The sequence below is a fragment of the Cupriavidus pauculus genome (assembly GCF_008801835.1).
Classification (GTDB): domain Bacteria; phylum Pseudomonadota; class Gammaproteobacteria; order Burkholderiales; family Burkholderiaceae; genus Cupriavidus; species Cupriavidus pauculus.
The window spans coordinates 239,341-257,704 of record NZ_VZOW01000005.1 but is presented as its reverse complement, the minus strand read 5'-3'; the positions used below and the strand labels follow the sequence as shown (position 1 = coordinate 257,704).

Genomic DNA, 18,364 nt, shown 5'->3' with positions numbered 1-18,364 from the left:
GGCGTTTGCGACGTTTTGTTGTGCTTGTCGGTGCGGGGCGACGCCGCGCTCAGGCGGCGCAGGCGGCCTGGGATTCCAGCAACGCTTTCGCGCGCTTGTTGCACAGCGCGCCGAGCAGCGTTTCAGCCGCCGCTTCCAGGCGTTCCTGCGTGCCGAAAAGCCGCGCCGCGATCAGCCCGCTTTGCAGCGATCCATAAATCACCTGCGCCAGCATGGCCGGGGGCACCGGATACGGCGTATCGCGCTCCTTCTGGCCGCGTTCGAGCAGCTTGGTCAGCCACGCCTCGTTGATGTGATAGAACTCCTTGAGCACATGGTGGACCGATTCGGGCAGGCTCAGGATTTCCGTCGACAACATGCCGGCCAGGCAGATCTGCCCCGAACCGCACGTCTGGCGCAGCGGGTCGAGGTAAAGCCGGGCCTGCTCCAGCACCGGCAGGCTCGAATCGATGCCCGCCAGCCGCTCGGAGATGCGTCGGCTGTATTCCCGCACGGCTTCCAGGACCAGATCGTCCTTGGAAGGAAAGTAATAGTGGATGCTGGAGGTCTTGACCCCCACCAGCTCGGCCAGGTCGCGGTAGCTGAAGCCGTTGAAGCCGCGGCTGCGGATCAGCACCAGCGTGTGTTCGAGCAGTTGCTCGCGAACAGGTTGCGTTTTCATGGTGGGAACTTTATCTACACGAAGATAGATACTCAACCGGGATTTTCCCGGAGTCAATCTCCAGGCCGATTACACCAGTGTTTGCACCACCAGCGTGACGGCTGAACCACTGGCTGCACAAAGTGCCAGCCATCCGCCCAGAATCAGGGCATCGTGCCCAAGCGTTTTCATCGTAGTGCTTCCTGTTGGAAAACAGACGGGCCTTCCTCTCGATTCGAGGGAGGCCCGTCTGCGTTGGCGCGACCGCCAAATCCTGGCAAGTCGCGCGCCGTTGCGCTCAGACCAGTGCGCCGTCGGTGTACACGTCGGTCGAGCGTGCGCCGTCGAAGTACGGGTTGCGCGGGCCATTGCCGCGGGCGCCGTCCAGGTACGGATCGGCAGAACGGGCCGGGCTGGCCGAAACGCCGGTGCGGTCCAGGCCGGCTACGAAGCGCGCGCCGTCGGTGTACGGATCGGCGTTGCGGGCGCCCTCCGAGTACACGTCGCGATTGCCGATGCTGGCGCTCAGGCCGTCGCGATTGCTGATGCGTGCACCGTCGGTGTAGCCGTCGCGGTTGCTGATGCGCGCGCCGTCGGTGTAGGCATCACGGTTGCCGATGCGCGCACCTTCGCTGAAGGCGTCGAACTTGCCTTGGCGCGCGCCGTCGGTAAAGGCGCTGCGTTGATCGTTGATGCGATACGTATAACCGTAGACTTCACCGCGCGGCTGGGCTGCTTGGGCGGCGCCCGTCACAAAAGCGGCTGCAAGGGTGGCGGCGGTCAGGATGGTCTTGGCGTTCATGATGCTCTCCGTGATAAGGCCGGGCGATCTCGGTTCGGTGGTGGATCGCGGGGCGATTGTCTGTGCTGCGATTCGGCGGATTCTTTTGCTATCTACTGCTAGATAGATTTATCGATCCAAAAAAATACCGCCTCCGGTACTGACAAACTGCCTGGTGTTGCGTGGACAGTTTTCGCTAAACCGCTATTGCTTGTTGTTGCGTCGCTGTCCATGGCCTGAATACTATCTACCTATAGATAGATAAGCAAGGACGATTTGCAGTGCGCGCGCAAAAACTTTTCTATCGGCGCGATTGATCAGGTCAATTTAGGCGATATCTAATTGATTCTTCAGGAATTTGTGATCGATCCCGCGCTGCACCGTGTGTGCCGCCCTGCCTTCCGGCACAACAGGTGCTAGGGTTACAGATACTGCAGTCGCGTCCGCACCACACCGCACGAACGCGCGGCCAGATACAGTCCCGCACGCCACCTACTTTGCGGACGCACTCGGCGCCCGACCTTTGCGGAGCATTCAACAACTCATGCCGCCCGAACCCCACCCAGATCCGGATACCGGCGCTCGTACCGGGCCTGCTCCTTTCGCCGCGCGGGAGCCCGGTGGGGCGAGCGCTGTCGATCCTGCGCCCCCCGCCCCGTCCCGGCGCTGGCTCGTCGGCATGCTGGGGCTCGCGGGGCTGGCGGGTCTGGTCGCGGCGGCCGGTCTGGGTCGCCTGCTGCTGTACCGCGCGATCGAACGCGAGGCATTCGTGCCCGGCCCCGTCGGCACGCAAACGCCTGACGACTTTGGCGTGGCTTCGCGCCAATACGTATTCCCGAGCGGCGACCGTCGGCTGCACGCTTCGTGGGTCGGCGCCGCCAATCCCGCGGCCCCGGCATTGGCGGTGTTCCATGGCGACGAGGAGTCGCTGGGCGACTGGGCGCCCGTGCAGGCCTTGCTCCATGCCGCGGGCATCAGCTCCTTCGTGTTCGATTACAGCGGATATGGCACCAGCACGGGCAAGCCCAGCGTGCGCCATTTGCGCGAAGACGCCCTGGCGGCGTATGCGCAGTTCCGTGCGGTGGCGCCACGCGCCGCGCGCCATCATGTGATGGGCTATTCGCTGGGCAGCGGCGTGTTGCTCGATGTGCTGGGCGATCTGCATCCTCAGCCTGACGGCGCGGTGATCGGGGCCGGATTTCGCTCCGCGCGCGCGGCGGCGGTCGCCACCGGCCTTGTGCCGCGCTGGATCGCGTGGGCCTTGCCGAATCCGTGGGACAACGTTGCCCGGCTGCGCGCGCTGAGAATGCCAGTGATGCTGATACACAGCCGGCGCGACGAGACCATCCCGTTCGGCCACGCAGAGGACCTGGCCCATGCCGTGCATGCGCCAAGCCGCCTGGTCGTGTTTGAAGACCTGCCCCATAACGCCGCCATCGAACCGGCGTTCATGAACAAGTTCTGGGCGCCGGTGATCGGCTACCTGCAAAGCGGGCGCTTATAGCCCCTATAGCGCCCATAGCGCCCATACCGCCACTGACGCCTCTAACGCGTGTCGCGTCACTGCCGCCCGGACTCCTCCGGCGCGCTTACAGCTTGAACTCGCCCACCACCTTTTGCAGTTCCTGGGCCTGATCGGCCAGCGCGGACGATGCGGCCGCCGCCTGCTCCACCAGTGCCGCGTTCTGCTGCGTGACATCGTCCATCTGGGTAACGGCCACGTTGACCTGTTCGATGCCGGCGCTCTGATGTTCGGACGCGACGGCGATCTCGCCAAGGATCTGCGTGACGCGGCGCACTGCCTGCACGATTTCGTCCATCGTCGCACCGGCCTGCCCGACCAGCGCCGAGCCGCTTTCCACCTGATTCGCCGAATCGTGGATCAGCACATTGATCTCCTTGGCCGCCGCTGCGCTGCGCTGGGCCAGCGTGCGCACTTCGCCCGCCACCACCGCGAAGCCGCGGCCCTGCTCGCCGGCGCGCGCGGCTTCCACGGCCGCGTTCAGCGCCAGGATGTTGGTCTGGAACGCGATGCCCTCGATCACGGCGATGATGTCGGTCACCTTGCGGGAACTGACGCTGATCGCGTCCATCGTCTTCACCACCTTGCCGACCAGTTCGCCGCCGCGCTCCGCAATATCGGACGCCGATGCCGCCAGCCCGTTGGCCGTGCGCGCGCGGTCGGTGTTCTGCTTGACCATGGTGGTCAGTTCGCTCATGCTCGACGCGGTTTCCTGCAGCGTCGCGGCCTGCTCCTCGGTGCGCTGCGACAGATCGGTGTTGCCCACCGCAATCTGCTGCGATGCCGATGAAATCGAATCGCTGGCCGACTTGATGCGCGTGACCAGGTCGGTGAGCATGTCCTCCATTTCGCCAAGTCCGCCCAGCAGACGACCGAAATCGCCGCCGCGATCGGTTTCGAATTCCTTGCTCAGGTCCCCGGCGGCCACCGTTTCCGCGATGAATTCCGCTTCCCTGAGCGGCACCTCGATGGCACCCGTCAGCCGGAACCAGCAGATCACGCTGAAGGCCAGCACCGCGGCGCCTAGGCCCCAGATCCAGCCGCGCGGACCGCTGTCCGGCATCGCGTCAAGCGCCAGCGTCATCATGATCGCCACCAGCAACAAGATCACGCCAAATGTCGCACCCAACCGGATGCGCATACTCAAGTTGTCCCAAGCCATGATGCAGTCCGCTCCTCGTTTGCGCCCCGCGTAGTCCGGGGCTATCGATGGGCTAACGGACAGGTAACGGCGAAACTTTAGCGTTCAGAGCGTTAGCGTTTCGGCGTTGCGGTATTCGGCGTCCCAGCCCTGCGCCAGCTGCTGGCAGCGGCCCAGCGCCAGGGCCTGGCGCTCGACGTCGACCACCACGATATGGTGGGCCCACGCGGGCCGGGACGGCGTTTCGGTGGTGCGGCCGTCGCTGAGCAGCCAGAGCCAGCGGCGCTGCGCGGGACGCAGCCGAGTCTGGCGCGCGAGCAACTGGTCCGCGCGCGCCGCACCAAGCGCCAGCGGCGTGCCGCCACCGCCGGCGATCGGGCGGATCCAGTCGTCGTTCCAGCGCCGCGCGCGCGACGGCGCCAGACGGACTTCCGCCTGCCCGGCCGCGAAACACACCAGCGCAACATCGGCGCGCGCCTGATAGGCGCGTTCGATCAGGCGCACGAGTACGCCCTTGGCCAGCGCCAGCTGGTCGCCTTGCAGCATCGATGCAGAACAATCGAGCACGATGCAATGCAGCTCCCCGCCGCGCGCCGACACATGGCGATAGCGCAGATGAGGCGCGGCCAGCGCCCGGTCGCGCTTGGCGGCCAGCGTGCGCGGCCAGTGCACGCGCGCGCCCGGTGCGCCGTCATGCGACACGGAACCCTTCGATACGAGCCGGGGCGCCTGCCACCGGTGGCCGCCCTGCCGCTGCTGCGCGGCGGCGCGCCGGTGGCTCAGGCTTTTTTTGCGGTGCGATTCCCGATATGGAACGGTTTCAGCGGTTTGACGTCGGCAATGCCGGCGGTCTGCGGCGGCGGCAGCGCACCCCATGGGTCGGCGCTCTGGCGATGGTCGGGCGCAGGACCGTCCTGCCCTCCCTGCTCGCCATGCGACGGCGCCGGCCCACCCTTCGACGGTGCGGACTGCGCGTCTTGCCTTGGCTGCGATGTCTCGCCTTGCGCGTGACGTCGATGGTGCAGCACCAGCTCTGCCACCGCATCGACATGATCGGCGCGCACGGCAGGGTCGCCGCGCCATGCCGCCAGCGCACGCGCCGCGCGCAGCATCACGAGGTCGGCGCGCACGCCATCGACATCGGCGGCCAGGCACAGCGCGCTGACACGATCGTGCACCGCATCGCTGAACGCCAGGCCCGCAAGCGCTTCACGCGCGCGCGCCACCTGCCGCGCCAGATCGCGCTGACGTTCCGCCACGGCAGCGCGGAACGCATCGGGATCGGTATCGAAGTCCAGCCGTGCCCGCACGATCGCCTGCCGCACCGCCGGGTCGTCGTAGTTCGATAGCGCCAGCGCCAGCCCGAAGCGATCGAGCAATTGCGGACGCAGTTCGCCTTCTTCCGGATTCATGGTGCCTACCAGCACGAATCGCGCCGGATGCTGATGCGACAGGCCATCGCGCTCCACCACATTGACGCCGCTGGCCGCCACGTCGAGCAACTGGTCCACCAGCGGATCGGGCAGCAGGTTCACCTCGTCGACGTACAGCACGCCGTCGTGCGCACGCGCCAGCAGGCCCGGCTGGAACCGCACCTCGCCCTGTTGCAGCACATGTCCAAGATCGAGCGAGCCGGTCAGTTGTTCCTCGCTGGCGCCGAGTGGCAGGGTCACGAAGCGCCCGTGCGGCAGCAGCTCTGCCAGCGCGCGCGCGGCGGTCGATTTTGCCGTGCCGCGCGGTCCCGTCACCAGCACGCCGCCGATGCCCGGATCGATGGCGGCCAGCAGCAGTGCCTGCTGAAGCGCGTCCTGGCCCACCAGGGCACTGAATGGAAATATCGGGCGCAATGCCGTTTTCGTCATGACATCCCTTCCAGATGCTGTTCGTTATCGAGCAGATGGCCGGCGATCCGCGTTTGATGGTCGCCCGGCTCCTGCCACAGTCCGCGCGCCATCGCCTCCAGCAGGCGCTCGCAGATGCCCTGCAGCGCGCGCGGATTGTGCTGCGCGAGAAACGCCCGCGTGGCGTCGTCATGCACATAGGCGTCGGCCACCAGCGCGTATTGGTGATCCCCGACCACGCGCGCCGTGGCATCGTAGCCCAACAGGTAATCGACCGTCGCCGCCATCTCGAACGCGCCCTTGTAGCCGTGGCGTTTGACGCCGTCGATCCATTTTGGATTCACCACGCGCGTGCGGATCACGCGCGCGATTTCCTCGTCGAGCGTACGCACGCGCGGCGCGGCCGGGTTGGCGTGATCGCCCAGATAGACGGCCGGTTGCGCGCCGCCCAGGTGCCGCACGGCCGCCACCATGCCGCCGTGGAACTGGTAATAGTCGTTGGCGTCGAGGATGTCGTGTTCGCGGTTGTCCTGGTTCTGCAGCACCACGTCGATCTCGGCAAGCCGCGCGGCGAACGCGTCGCGCGCGTCGGCGCCGGCGCTGCGCTGACCGTACGCGTAGCCCCCGGCATGCAGATAGGCCTGCGCCAGATCCTCGTCGCTTTGCCAGCGCCGTGTGTCGATCAACGCCTGCAGCCCGGTGCCGTAGTCGCCGGGTCGCGCGCCGAACACGCGCCAGCCGGCACGCTGGCGCGCGAGTTCGGGCGCGATACCCTGCGCTTCGAGCGCCTGCTGTTCGGCCAGTACGCGCGCGCGTAGCGGATTCACGTCGGCGGGCTCGTCGAGCGCCGCCACGGCTTGCACGGCCGCGTCGAACAGCGCCACGAGATTGGCAAACGCGTCGCGGAAGAAACCGGACACGCGCAACGTCACATCGACGCGCGGCCGGTCGAACACCGTCATCGGCAGGATCTCGAAATCGACCACGCGATGGCTGCCGTGCGCCCATTTCGGCCGCACGCCAAGCAGAGCCATCGCCTGCGCGATATCGTCGCCGCCGGTGCGCATGGTGGCGGTGCCCCACACGGACAGCCCAACCGCGCGCGGATACTCGCCATGCTCCTGCAAATGCCGCTCGATCAGTTGGTTGGCCGCGCGCAGCCCCAGCGTCCACGCCGTGCGCGTGGGCACCGCGCGTGTATCGACAGAATAGAAATTGCGCCCGGTGGGCAGCACGTCGGGACGCCCGCGCGACGGCGCGCCGCTCGGCCCCGCCGGCACGAACCGCCCGGCCAGCCCGCGTTCGAGCTGCATCAGTTCCTGCGCGCCGCACGCATCGAGGCGCGGCGCTATCTGCTCGCGCAACCGCGCCATCACTGCGCGCGATTGCGGGCCGACGTCGGTGTCGTCCTCAAGCAGCCGCAGCGCAAGCGCTTCCAGCCGCTCGCGCGTATCGCCGCAATGGCGCCACGGCCCATCGCCGACCTCGGCAAGGCACGCGGGACGCGGGCCGGTCCATGGCGCCGCCCAGTCGGCGTCGAGGGGATCGAAATCCGCACCGAGGGCAAGGTCGGCCGCCATCGCGGACAGCAGACCGGCGCGCGCGCCCTGCCCGTCTTCCACCGGAAAGCGCGCCAGCGCGGCCAGCGTATCGCGCCGCTGCCGTCCGGCCGGCGATTGCCCGAAGACATGCAGCCCGTCGCGTATCTGCGACTCCTTCAGTTCGCACAGCCATGCGTCGGTGCGATTGAGCAGCACCTCTTCGTCTTCACCGCTGGACGGCGCGTCAAGCCCGAGTTCGCGATGCAGCTGCTGGCTGACGATCGACTTCAGGATCTCGCGCCGCAGCAGCCTGGCGCGACGCGGATCGAAGCTCAGCGCTTCGTAGTATTCATCGACCTGACGCTCCAGATCCTGTAGCGGCCCGTAGTTTTCCGCGCGCGTGAGCGGCGGCATCAGGTGGTCGATGATCACGGCCTGCGTGCGGCGCTTGGCCTGTGCGCCTTCGCCGGGATCGTTGACGATAAACGGATAGAGATGCGGCAGCGGGCCCAGCACCACATCGGGCCAGCACGCATCGGACAGCGCGACGCTCTTGCCCGGCAACCATTCCAGGTTGCCGTGCTTGCCCACGTGCACCACGGCGTCGATGCCAAACACATGGCGCAGCCAGAAGTAGAACGCCAGATAGCCGTGCGGCGGCGGCAGCTCGGCATCGTGATAGCTGGCGTAGTCGTCGACCCCGTAGGCCCGCGCCGGCTGGATGCCGATGAAGACATGACCGCTGCGCACGCCGGCGATCATGAAGCGGCCGTCGCGCACCATCGGATCGGCCTCCGGCGCGCCCCAGCGCGCCGTGACGGCGTCGCGGTTGGCCTGCGGCAACTGCGCCAGCCACGCCTTGTAGTCGCCCATGGCGAGGCTCTGGAATGCAGGGCGCCATGCATGCTGATCGACATCGTTGGTGATGCCGCGCGTCAGGCCGCGCATCAGCGCGTCGCCGTCGGCCGGCAGCGGTCCGAGCGCATAGCCGGCATCGCGCAGCATCGACAGGATGCGCACCACGGAGGCCGGCGTATCGAGCCCCACGCCATTGCCGATGCGCCCTTCGCTGGCCGGATAGTTCGCCAGGATCAGCGCGAGCCGCTTGTCGGCGGCCGGCACGGTGCGCAAGCGGCACCAGCGGCGCGCCAGTTCCGCCACGAACCGCAGGCGCCCGGCATCGGGCTGATAGCGCACCACATCCACTTCCGTATGCGGGCAACGCCATGCCAGTCCCTTGAAGCTGATGGCTCGCGTGATGATGCGGCCGTCGACTTCCGGCATGGCGACGTGCATCGCCACGTCCCGCGTGCCCAGGCCCTGGCTATCGGCGAGCCAGTCGTCGCGATTGCCGCCGCTGAGAATCACCTGCAGGACGGGCGCATCGTTGGCCAGCGGCGTGTCGGGCTCTCCCGCGCGATCGAGCGACGCGGCGGAAAACGCCGTGGTATTGAGCACCAGCGACACGCCATGCGCGTCGCACAGCTGCTGCAAAACCTCGCGGCAGATCGGCTCCTTGAGCGAACTGAGCGCCAACGGCAGCGGACAGAGCCCGGCATCGAGCAAAGCGTCGGCCAGCGCGTCGAACACCTCGGTGTTGCCCGCCTGCAGGTGAGAGCGATAGAACAGCAGCGCCACCACCGGCGCGTCGCGCAGGCCCCGCGCGGCCCATTCGCGCTGCCAGTCCTGTACGGTGGCCACGCCACGGTCGCGATGATAGAGCGCGGCTTGCGGCAGCACCTGTGCCGGCATGGCGGTCTGCGCATGGCCAAAGGCGTGGTGCCCGATGCAGCGGAAAAACTGTTCGGCGTTGCCCGCGCCGCCTTCGCGCAAATAACGCCACAGCTGGTGCGACAGCGCGGCCGGTGCATTGCCGCGCCGCGACAGGTTGTCGTCTTCGGCAAGGTCGCCCGAAAACATCACCAGCAACTGGTTGCGCGCGCGCGCCAGTTCGGGCAGCCGTTCCAGGCCGTAGGCCCAGTCACTTTCGCCGCCAAGATGATCGACCACCACGACGCGCGCATGCTGCAGCACCTCGTCGATGTACAGATCCAGCGACGCCGGTTGCCGCAGGTACATCTGATTGGCCAGACGCACGCGCGGATAATCGTCGCCCAGTGCGGGCACGGCGGCGGCCAGCAGCGACAACGTGGTATCGGCCGCGCTCAGCACGACAATATCGCCAGGCGTCTGCTCGATGCGCAGCACCACGGCGTTGTCCTCGACAAAGCCTCCCGGCCGGGTGGACAGCAGATGCATCGGTCAACGCGCGCCGACGGCGCGGAAATCGTAAAGGCGCTCAGAATACGGAGAACGCGACGGGCTGTCCATTGGTGCGCAGAGGCGATCCATGGTCGATAACGGCGACGTTCAGCGCATCCGCCGCCACGCGCGATACGCGCCCGCGCCGATCACCAGCAGCGCAAGCGCCAGCGTTATCCACGGCTGCCGGACATGCGGCGCCGCGGCGTCTGCCGTCGGCATCGGTTGCGGCAGCAGACGCTGGCCCGTCACCGCATGCGTGCGGTCCTGCTCGGCTTCGGTTTTGCGCGGCGTCGGCGACGGGCCCGCTGTGGGCGCGTCGGCGGAGTGCCGCTGACTATGCAGCGCGTTGGCGTGAGGCTCACGCGCACGGATCGGCGCAGCGCGCGGCACGGGGTCGACCACGGCATCGGCAAGTTCGCGGCCCAGGGCCTTCATATCGATGCGCGCCGCATGGCCGGCGCGTGCAATATGCGCCATCAGCAGCGGATTGCCGCAGGTATTGGCCGTGCACGACAGCCCATCGCGCCGCACGCTCTGCGCGTAGGCGCGCAGCATGTCGCGGCGTTCCGCATCGGTGAAACGGTAGCTGCCTTGCCGGTCGACTTCCAGCAGCCGCGCCAGAATGCTCTGGCGGGCATGCGGATTGGCGTCGCGAAAGAACGCCTCCATGCCGAGATCGAGTTTGTCCGCGACATAGACGTCATACGTGCGTTGCCAGAACTCGCCGGGCATCTGTTCGGGCACGGTCGCCTGAAAGCCATAGAGGTGCTCCACCTCGCGGGCCATTTCGCGCGCGCCCGCGTAACCGGATCGCTGCATCGCGCTGATCCATTTCGGATTCCACTGGCGCGCGTTGAGTTCGGTGGCGAGCCAGGTCTGCGCATCGACGGTCTGCGTTTCGCCGGCGCGGCGCAGATTGTGCAGCCACAGCGGCGGCGCCTTGCCTGCAACGGCGCGCGTGGCGGCAGCCAGCCCGCCCGCGTACTGGTAGGTGTCGTCGTTGTCGAGCGCGCCATAAAGCGTGCTGGTGCGCGAAAACAGCACCGCCTGGTTCGATTTGAGATGGCTGGCCAGCGCCATCGGCGCGGATTGGCCCCAACCTTCGGCCGAGTACGCAAAGTTCATGTTGCGCAGGTATTGCTGCGCCAGCGCGTCGGGTCCGCTCTGGGCGTCGCGGCTCTGTTCGACCATCTGCTGCACGCCGATCGCATAGTTGCCGGGCCGCGCGGCAAACACACGCGCACGCGCCAGCCTGGCCGCCTCCTGCGCGCCGACGCCCTGCCCGATCAGCAACGCTGTCACGTCGCGGTCATGGCGGCTAATTGCGTTCTCGCCGGCCGCCGCGGCCAGCCGCGCGGCCTTGTCGAGCAGCGCGATCTTGTCGCCAAAGCCATCGCGATAGATGCCCGAGGTAGTCAGCACCACGTTCACGCGCGGACGCCCCAGTTGCGCGTCCGGGATCAGGCGCACGTCCTCGACGATGCCGCGCGCATTCCAAACCGGTTCCACGCCCATCAGGTACAGCGCTTCGGCTTCCATCGCACCCTGATGACGTTCCGTCTCGCCGTACCACAAGACCATCGACACCGATTGCGGCACGCCGCCCGACGCTTGCGCAAAGCGCGCCAGCGTTTGCGCGGCCATTTCCTGCCCCAGGGCCCATGCTGCGCGGGTGGGGATCCGCGCGCCATCGAAGGCATGCAGATTGCGGCCCGTCGGCAGACTGTCTGGCACGCGCACCGGATCGCCCAACGGCCCGCTCGGCAGATATCGCCCGGACAACACGGTGATCAGGCCGTCGAGTTCCTGCTGTGGCGAGCTGCGCAGATCGGCAAGCCACTGCCGCGCCGCCGCCAACGCCTTGCGCGTCGTATCGTCGCCGCCGTCCGGTGCGTGGCCGCGGACGATTGCCTCGGCCCACGCGCGCCGCTGCGCGGCGTCCGCCGGCAGCTGCGCGCCCAGCATCAAGGCCAGCGCATCGACCTGATCGGCCTCCGACGGCATCTCGCCCAGCGCGTGAATGCCAAGCGGCATCGGTTCGGCCTCGACCTTGTGCAGGAAGGCGTGCAGCGTGGGCGCGATGGTGTCCCATGGCGCATCGGCGTCGAGCCCCAACTGGCGGTCCAGCCCTTGCGCGCGCATCTGTTGCAGCGCTTGCTTGCGATACTGCGCCGAGAGTTCGGGCGCGCTGTCGCGCGTGGCTTCGGCCTGCTCGACGGCCTCGTCGAGCGCCGCCAGCAGGGGCGGCTGTCCCGCGGACGCCAGCAACGGCGACAGATGGCTGACCAGCACCGCCGCGCTGCGCCGTTTGGCCTGAATCGCCTCGCCGCCGCCATCCTGGATGTAGACGTAGGCGTTCGGCAGATCGCCAAGCAGGACTTCCGATGCGTCCTCGCCCGACTGGGCCACCTGCTTTCCGGGCAGCCATTCCAGCGTGCCATGACGCCCCACGTGCACCACGGCATCGGCACCAAACGCGTGCCGATACCAGAGATAGGCGGCGAGATACGAATGCGGCGGCGGCGTGAGCGTGTCGTGCGAAGCGTCGAGCGCCCGCTCGAACGTCGAGCGCAACGGCTGCGGTCCAACAAACACGTTGCCGAAGAACAGTCCCGGAATCACGAACGCACGCTCGCCACGCGCATCGCGCGTCATCATCAATGGATTCTGTTCGGGCGGGCCCCAGGCCTGCAGCACCGACTGGCGAAACGCCGCGGGCAACGCGTCGAACCAGCGGCGATACTGCGCTACGGGCACCCGCGTGACATGGCCCGCGCGCACCATGCGATCGAGTTCGCCGGGCGACCAAGTCTCGACGTTGCGCCCGCTGGCTTCCAGCAGTCCAGTCAGCGTGGCGGCATCGGGCATGGCGGTGCCGGTGTCGTATCCCGCCGCGCGCAGGCGCTGCAGGATCCGCGTCAGCGACGGCAGCGTGGCCAGGTAGCTCGCGCCGATATTGCCGCGTCCGGGCGGATTGTTGTAGTACAGCACGGCCACATGCTTGCGGGCGGCGGGCTTGTCCTGCAGCGCTATCCATCGCACAACGCGCGCCACGATGGCCTGCACGCGCTCCGGCACCGCGGCGCTGCCGATTGCGCCATCGCGATCCTCCTGCGTGGCGAACAGCATCGGCTCGGTGGCGCCGCTGCGCTCGGGCGCGGTCAGCAGCAATGGCAGGCGATCCCCGGCAATGCCACGTATATCGGCTTGCCACACGGCGGCACTGTCGCGCGTGGCGACCAGATTCATCACATGCAGTCCGTGCCTGGCCAGCCACTCCTTGTCTTCGGCGCGCGGAATGGTCAGATTCAGCGAAAGCAGCGCGCGCAGCGGCGTGGCGCCGCCGTGCCGCGTCAGCAGCGCATCGAGGCTGGAAATTGGCCAGCCGAATACCGGCACGGCGCCGATGCCGCGACGCTCCAGAGCATCGATCAGCGCGTCGATGTGCGCAAGATCGCGCTGACGCCATGACGTGGCGTAGAACGCAATGCCAACCAGCGGCGCCTCGTCGCGCATGCGCTGCTGCGGGCGATACCAGCGCAGGTAGTCGTCGAGCGAGGCAAACGGTTGCGGCGCGCGCGGATGATAGATGCCAGCCGCTGGCGCCGCGCGCACCGGCGGCACCGCGATCGGCGCGATGCCGGCCGCGCGCTGGCGCGCCGCCACCGCATGCGCGAGCAGCGCCACAAGGTTGTCGACGCCACCCGCGTCCCAATACGGTTGCGCGGCGGCGGTCAGCGCCGCATCGGGCCCGACACCCCACGCTGCCTGCGCGCTTTCGAGCGGCGCGGCCACAATCGACGCGCCCCGCTCGCGCGCATGGCGCATCGCGGGCGCCATGCCGCGCAGCACGGCAGGCGGTACGAACCACGCTTCAATAACATCGGCGCGATCGAGCACGGCGCTATCGGGAACGCGCGTGGCAAAGCTGAATTCGGCCACGTCGTTGCCATAGGCCGCGCGAAACGTCGCGGCCGCGGCCGGCAGCAGATGCGGCTGCGATGTCACCACGACGACCTTGATCGGCGCGGCCACACCTAGGGCCGGCAGACATGCCAGCCACAACCACAGCAACAGGATCCGGCATAGCAAGCGGCAACGCGCGGGCGAAGAATCGGACACGGCAGAAGCGATGGGAAAGGGGGCGATGAGAACGGTGGAAAAGTGACGGCAGCCATGCAGGCTGCGCATTCTACCTGCCCGCCCGAGCGGCGCGCACGTCATGCCGCTGTCGTGCCTTTGTCATGCTGTTGTCGTGCGAACGACACGCTGCGCGAGCGCCCCGTGGTCAAGCGCCGCAGCACGCACTGCATGCGTGTGGTTTTTTTACCGACGAGATTTTTTTTGCCACGCCGTCCAAGCCCGATGACCGCCGCGCGCGACGGCAGCTTTCGCCACAATCGGCAAGTTGTAGCAAGCGCCGCGTGTAAAAAAGACAAAGCCAGGACGTGCCTGATGCGGGCCCTGGCTGTTGGGCGATAAATCTACCGCACCGGCCGCGTGACGGCAATCATTCTTGTGGGCGACCCCACATGATCCATGGTGACCCATCGTGTACCTTGCGTCGGATCGACTATATTGGACGGCATGGCGCAGACAATCGCATGAATCACTTTTAGTCAGCTGTTGACATATCCGGGAGGTAACTGCCATGCGTTCGCTTGCAAATTTGTTCAGTCCGCCGACGCCCGAGAAAATCGCGGAGAAGGAACTGCACGACATGCGGCTGACGCTTTTCCAGGCAGAGCGTCGCCTGCTAGAAGCGCAGATGCAAGTCGATTACTACCGCAACATGATTGCCTTCCTCGAAGAGGTGGGCGCAACCGGCGTGGAAGGCGTTGCCGACCGCCGCTTTGCCTCGCCACCGCAAGCGGACGCCCCGGCGCTGCAATCGCCGCAGCCCTCGCGTTCGGCACCGGGCCTGACGACGATTCCGATCGTGCCGTCCGCCGCCTGATTGCTGCCGAACCGGTCGCATAGGTTCGCATGAGCCTGTGCGATACTGGCCGCTTTCTCGCGCCTCGCACTGAAATCGGCCATGTCTGAATTTGCCTTGTTGCCCGCAATAGAAATCGAAACCGCGCCTGGTCCGACATGCGCCGTCATCTGGATGCACGGGCTGGGCGCCGACGGCAACGACTTTGTCCCCGTGGTGCCCGAGCTTGGTTTGCCCGACGCGCCGGCCATCCGCTTCATCTTCCCGCATGCTCCCGCGATACCGGTCACGTGCAACGGCGGCTATGTGATGCCGGCCTGGTATGACATCTATTCGCTCGACGAAGCCGGGCGACAGGTGGACGAAGCCGGCATCCTCCAGTCGCGGGACGCCATCCGCGCGCTGATCGCCCGCGAGAACGCGCGCGGCGTGCCGGCGTCGCGAATCGTGCTGGCCGGTTTCTCGCAAGGCGGCGCGATCGCTTACACGACGGCGCTCACGCATCCCGAAACGCTGGCAGGCGTGATCGCCCTTTCCACCTATATTCCGTCGGTCGATCTGCTGGCGGCCGAAGCCACGCCCGCCAATGCCGCGACGCCGATCCTTGCCGCGCACGGCACGCACGACGATGTGGTCCCGCTGGCGCTCGGTACACGTGCGCGCGACTTCGTCGCATCGCGGGGACATCCGGTCGATTGGCATACCTACCCCATGGCGCATTCGGTCTGTCTGGAAGAGATTGCCGACATCGGACGCTGGTTGCAGGCGCGGCTGGCACCGGCACGCTGAGCCTCGCGCACATCCGCGGCAAGCCGTTATCGCGGGCGTTTGCGCTACCATTGCGCGCCTCGCCTTCGCCCTGGAGAACCTTCGCTCATGATTCCCGCTTCGCCGCCGCCCCGCATCGACTTCAACACCCGCAAGGCGCTGATGTTTGCGCTGACGGCCGAGCGCCTGTCGGCGTTTTATGAACACGGGCAGTGGATGACCGAATCGCAGGGCGCCACGCTGGCCGGCAACTGGCTGTCGCGTTCGAAGTTGCAGCTTGCCTTGTCGGAACGGCGGCTGCTGTCCGATCTTAGCGACCAGCTGGCGCGGCAACTGGCGGCCACGCTGTCACGCGAGGCCGGGCTCTATGCATCGCACGAGATGATGGAGGCGCTCGATCCCAACTATCAATCGGCCTTCGCGCACGACATGCTCGACGAATGCGAGCGGATGCTGCGCGAAAACGGCGTCGAGGAATAGCGGGAATAGCGCGGCCGCCGCGTTTTGAGCCTAGCGCGCCTGCGCGGTCGCGCGCTTCACGCTTTTCGGGTTGATCAGGTCGGCATCGAGGCGGCGGAACACCAGCGCCGACAGCAGCGTGATCACGCCGACGCTGAGGAACGCAAGCCGGAACGCCGGCGCGGCCACGCCGAGCTTCGCGGAAAACAGGCTGACCAGTCCGCCGCCGATGGTCACGCCCAGTCCAATCGCCAGCATCTGCACCATCGAGAACAGGCTGTTGCCGCTGCCGGCGTCCTCGCGTGACAACCCCTTGAGCGTCACGCTGTTCATGGCGGCAAACTGCATCGAGTTGGCCGCGCCGAACGTGGCCAGTTGCAGGATCGACAAGACCAGCGGCCAGCCCGGCGACATCGCTGCAAACGACGCGATCGACGCGCCAACGATCACCGTGTTGACCATCAGGAAAGTGTCGTAGCCGAAGCGGTTGACCAGCGGCACGATCCAGCGCTTGGAAATGGTGCCGGCGATTGCCACCGGCAACAGCATCAGGCCGGAATGGAATGGCGAGTAGCCCAGTTGCAGCTGAAACAGCAGCGGCAACAGAAACGGCACTGCGCCTGAGCCGATCCGGCAAACCAGATTGCCGACCAGACCGATGCTGAAGTTGGGCTCGCGGAACAGCGCCAGACGGAAAAGCGGCGTGCGATGGCGGCGCGCATGCGGAATGTAGAGCAGCGCACTGGCAAGGCTGACTGCAGCCAGCAACGCACTCCACGGGCTATGCGCACCGTTTTCCAGCGCCAGCGAAAACGTGACCATGCACAGCGAAAGCAGGCCACAGCCGATCCAGTCGAAAGGCGGCGCCGCGCCAGTTTCGCCTTGCGGCAGATAGCGCCGCACGGCAAACAGGCCGAACAGCCCGACCGGCACGTTGATCAGGAAAATCCAGTGCCACGACGCGCTCTGCACGAGCCATCCGCCCAGCACGGGACCGAAGATCGGGCCCACCTGCCCGGCCACCGACACGAACGCCAGCGCCGCGATGTATTGCTCGCCCGGGATATTGCGCAATACGGCCAGCCGCCCGATCGGCAGCAGCATCGATCCGCCAACGCCCTGCAGCACGCGCGCGATCACCAGTTGCGTCAGCGTGTGCGCGGTGGCGCAGAACACCGAGCCCAGCACGAAGATCAGGATGGCGCAGAAGTACACGCGGCGCGTGCCGAACTTGTCCGCCAGCCAGCCCGATGCGGGCGTCAGCATCGCCATGGTCAGCGTGTACGCCACCACCACCGGTTTCAGATCGAGCGGCCGTTCGCCCAGGCTGTGCGCCATCGAGGGCAGCGCGGTGTTGACGATCGTGGTGTCCAGCGTCTGCATGAAAAAACCGGCGAAGACGATCCACAGCATGGCCTTCTGGGAAAAAGCCTGCTGGCTGGCGGGGGCTGAAGCGGTTTGCATGAAAGTTCTTGAAGGAGACGCCTGTCGGGGGAAACCCCAACAACGGCATCCATGGTATCGACCGACCACCCCATCGGGAACCCCTCTGAGTTTATTGACTGTTATCGGAAATTCCGATGACAATGCGGCGATGCTCAATCCTGTCTGGATCCAGACCTTCGCCACCGTGGCCACCGCGCGCAGCTTTACCGACGCCGGCCGCCAGCTTGGCCTGTCGCAATCTTCGGTCAGCGACCATATCCGCCGGCTCGAACAAAGCGTCAACCGGCGCCTGTTCGTGCGCGATACGCATTCGCTGGCACTGACGCCGGATGGCGAGGCATTGCTGGTGCACGCGCGGCTGATCCTGGAAACGCTGGCGCGCGCCGAATCGCAATTCAGCGGACCGCGGCTTCAGGGGCGCGTGCGGCTCGGATGTTCGGAGGATCTGGCGCAGGGTCCGCTGCCCAACGTGCTGGCGGCGTTCCGCGCCAGTCATCCCGATGTGGAACTCGAAATCAACATCGGCATGACCAGCAAGCTGTACGAATGGATCGACGCCGGTACGCTGGACCTGATCGTCGGCAAGCGCCGCGAGGGAGAACGGCGCGGCGTGCCGTTGTTTCGCGGTCAACTGGAATGGCTGGCGCGTCCCGGCACCGTGGTGGACGTTGACCAGCCACTGCCGCTGATCCTGGTGAACGAACCCAGCGTGACGCGCTCGGTGGTGCTCGACACACTGGCCTCGGCGGGATGGCGCTGGCATATGGTGTGTACCAGCAGCAGCCACTCTGGCTGCATCGCCGCGGCGCGCGGCGGCCTGGGCATTACGGTGCGCGCGCAGAACCTGACCGGCGGCGGCCTGGTTGCGCCGATCAATTTCCACGCGCTGCCGGCACTGCCCGAGGTGGAATTCATCACGCTGGCGTCGCGCCGGCTATCGAGGCCTGCCGAAACGCTGCTGCAACTGATCCGCAAGAGCGATCTGCGCTCGCCGCGCGTCGATTAGGCTCGCAGCGCGCACCGC

General features: G+C 67.0%; 13 protein-coding genes. 5 read left to right on the top strand and 8 right to left on the bottom strand.

Annotation, left to right across the window (positions count from 1 at the left end):
- Positions 1–49: 49 nt before the first annotated feature.
- Positions 50–661 carry a TetR/AcrR family transcriptional regulator gene (locus tag F7R19_RS08755; protein ID WP_061958032.1) on the bottom strand — a complete coding sequence of 204 codons (612 nt, stop codon included), beginning with the start codon at positions 659–661 and terminating at the stop codon, positions 50–52.
- Positions 662–938: 277 nt separating this feature from the next.
- Positions 939–1,442, bottom strand: a complete 504-nt coding sequence (locus F7R19_RS08750) for a copper resistance protein CopQ (protein ID WP_150979987.1) — start codon at positions 1,440–1,442, stop codon at positions 939–941.
- A gap of 658 nt (positions 1,443–2,100) precedes the next feature.
- Between F7R19_RS08750 and F7R19_RS08745 the strand changes: the two genes are divergently transcribed.
- Positions 2,101–2,925, top strand: coding sequence for an alpha/beta hydrolase (locus tag F7R19_RS08745; RefSeq protein WP_061958034.1), 825 nt, complete (start codon positions 2,101–2,103; stop codon positions 2,923–2,925).
- Between the two features lie 85 nt (positions 2,926–3,010).
- On the opposite strand, the gene F7R19_RS08740 is transcribed toward F7R19_RS08745, so the two are convergent.
- The 5 genes from F7R19_RS08740 to F7R19_RS08720 form a co-directional block, all read right to left on the bottom strand.
- Positions 3,011–4,084 (bottom strand): methyl-accepting chemotaxis protein, encoded by a 1,074-nt coding sequence (locus F7R19_RS08740; protein WP_061958035.1) that lies wholly within the window; start codon positions 4,082–4,084, stop codon positions 3,011–3,013.
- A 105-nt stretch (positions 4,085–4,189) separates the two neighbouring features.
- Positions 4,190–4,786 carry a vWA domain-containing protein gene (locus tag F7R19_RS08735; protein ID WP_223506074.1) on the bottom strand — a complete coding sequence of 199 codons (597 nt, stop codon included), beginning with the start codon at positions 4,784–4,786 and terminating at the stop codon, positions 4,190–4,192.
- 77 nt (positions 4,787–4,863) lie between these two features.
- Complete coding sequence (locus F7R19_RS08730) at positions 4,864–5,946, bottom strand: ATP-binding protein (RefSeq protein ID WP_150979985.1); 1,083 nt, start codon at positions 5,944–5,946, stop codon at positions 4,864–4,866.
- Complete coding sequence (gene cobN / locus F7R19_RS08725; protein ID WP_150979984.1) at positions 5,943–9,725, bottom strand: cobaltochelatase subunit CobN; 3,783 nt, start codon at positions 9,723–9,725, stop codon at positions 5,943–5,945. Before cobN ends, F7R19_RS08730 begins: the two co-directional genes overlap by 4 nt.
- A 111-nt stretch (positions 9,726–9,836) precedes the next feature.
- Positions 9,837–13,853, bottom strand: coding sequence for a cobaltochelatase subunit CobN (locus F7R19_RS08720; protein WP_170292574.1), 4,017 nt, complete (start codon positions 13,851–13,853; stop codon positions 9,837–9,839).
- 529 nt (positions 13,854–14,382) lie between these two features.
- Here F7R19_RS08720 and F7R19_RS08715 point away from each other — a divergent pair.
- The 3 genes from F7R19_RS08715 (at position 14,383) to F7R19_RS08705 (ending at position 15,915) form a co-directional block, all read left to right on the top strand.
- Positions 14,383–14,688: a hypothetical protein gene (locus F7R19_RS08715; RefSeq protein WP_061959919.1), complete on the top strand. Its 306-nt coding sequence runs from the start codon at positions 14,383–14,385 to the stop codon at positions 14,686–14,688.
- An 81-nt stretch (positions 14,689–14,769) separates the two neighbouring features.
- On the top strand, positions 14,770–15,456 hold the full coding sequence (locus tag F7R19_RS08710) for an alpha/beta hydrolase (RefSeq protein WP_150979982.1): 687 nt from the start codon (positions 14,770–14,772) through the stop codon (positions 15,454–15,456).
- 87 nt (positions 15,457–15,543) lie between these two features.
- A complete protein-coding gene (locus F7R19_RS08705) occupies positions 15,544–15,915 on the top strand; it encodes a hypothetical protein (RefSeq protein WP_061959921.1) in 372 nt (123 codons plus the stop codon).
- Between the two features lie 30 nt (positions 15,916–15,945).
- On the opposite strand, the gene mdtD is transcribed toward F7R19_RS08705, so the two are convergent.
- On the bottom strand, positions 15,946–17,358 hold the full coding sequence (mdtD, locus tag F7R19_RS08700) for a multidrug transporter subunit MdtD (protein WP_150979981.1): 1,413 nt from the start codon (positions 17,356–17,358) through the stop codon (positions 15,946–15,948).
- 130 nt (positions 17,359–17,488) lie between these two features.
- Between mdtD and F7R19_RS08695 the strand changes: the two genes are divergently transcribed.
- On the top strand, positions 17,489–18,346 hold the full coding sequence (locus tag F7R19_RS08695; RefSeq protein ID WP_061959923.1) for a LysR family transcriptional regulator: 858 nt from the start codon (positions 17,489–17,491) through the stop codon (positions 18,344–18,346).
- The last annotated feature ends 18 nt before the right edge of the window (positions 18,347–18,364 follow it).

Coding starts and splice junctions, on each gene's coding strand:
- F7R19_RS08705 (WP_061959921.1), top strand. CDS start 15,544: ATGATTCCCGCTTCGCCGCCGCCCCGCATCGACTTCAACACCCGCAAG.
- mdtD (WP_150979981.1), bottom strand. CDS start 17,358: ATGCAAACCGCTTCAGCCCCCGCCAGCCAGCAGGCTTTTTCCCAGAAG.
- F7R19_RS08740 (WP_061958035.1), bottom strand. CDS start 4,084: ATGCGCATCCGGTTGGGTGCGACATTTGGCGTGATCTTGTTGCTGGTG.
- F7R19_RS08730 (WP_150979985.1), bottom strand. CDS start 5,946: ATGACGAAAACGGCATTGCGCCCGATATTTCCATTCAGTGCCCTGGTG.
- cobN (WP_150979984.1), bottom strand. CDS start 9,725: ATGCATCTGCTGTCCACCCGGCCGGGAGGCTTTGTCGAGGACAACGCC.
- F7R19_RS08715 (WP_061959919.1), top strand. CDS start 14,383: ATGCGTTCGCTTGCAAATTTGTTCAGTCCGCCGACGCCCGAGAAAATC.
- F7R19_RS08695 (WP_061959923.1), top strand. CDS start 17,489: ATGCTCAATCCTGTCTGGATCCAGACCTTCGCCACCGTGGCCACCGCG.
- F7R19_RS08755 (WP_061958032.1), bottom strand. CDS start 661: ATGAAAACGCAACCTGTTCGCGAGCAACTGCTCGAACACACGCTGGTG.
- F7R19_RS08710 (WP_150979982.1), top strand. CDS start 14,770: ATGTCTGAATTTGCCTTGTTGCCCGCAATAGAAATCGAAACCGCGCCT.
- F7R19_RS08745 (WP_061958034.1), top strand. CDS start 2,101: ATGCTGGGGCTCGCGGGGCTGGCGGGTCTGGTCGCGGCGGCCGGTCTG.
- F7R19_RS08750 (WP_150979987.1), bottom strand. CDS start 1,442: ATGAACGCCAAGACCATCCTGACCGCCGCCACCCTTGCAGCCGCTTTT.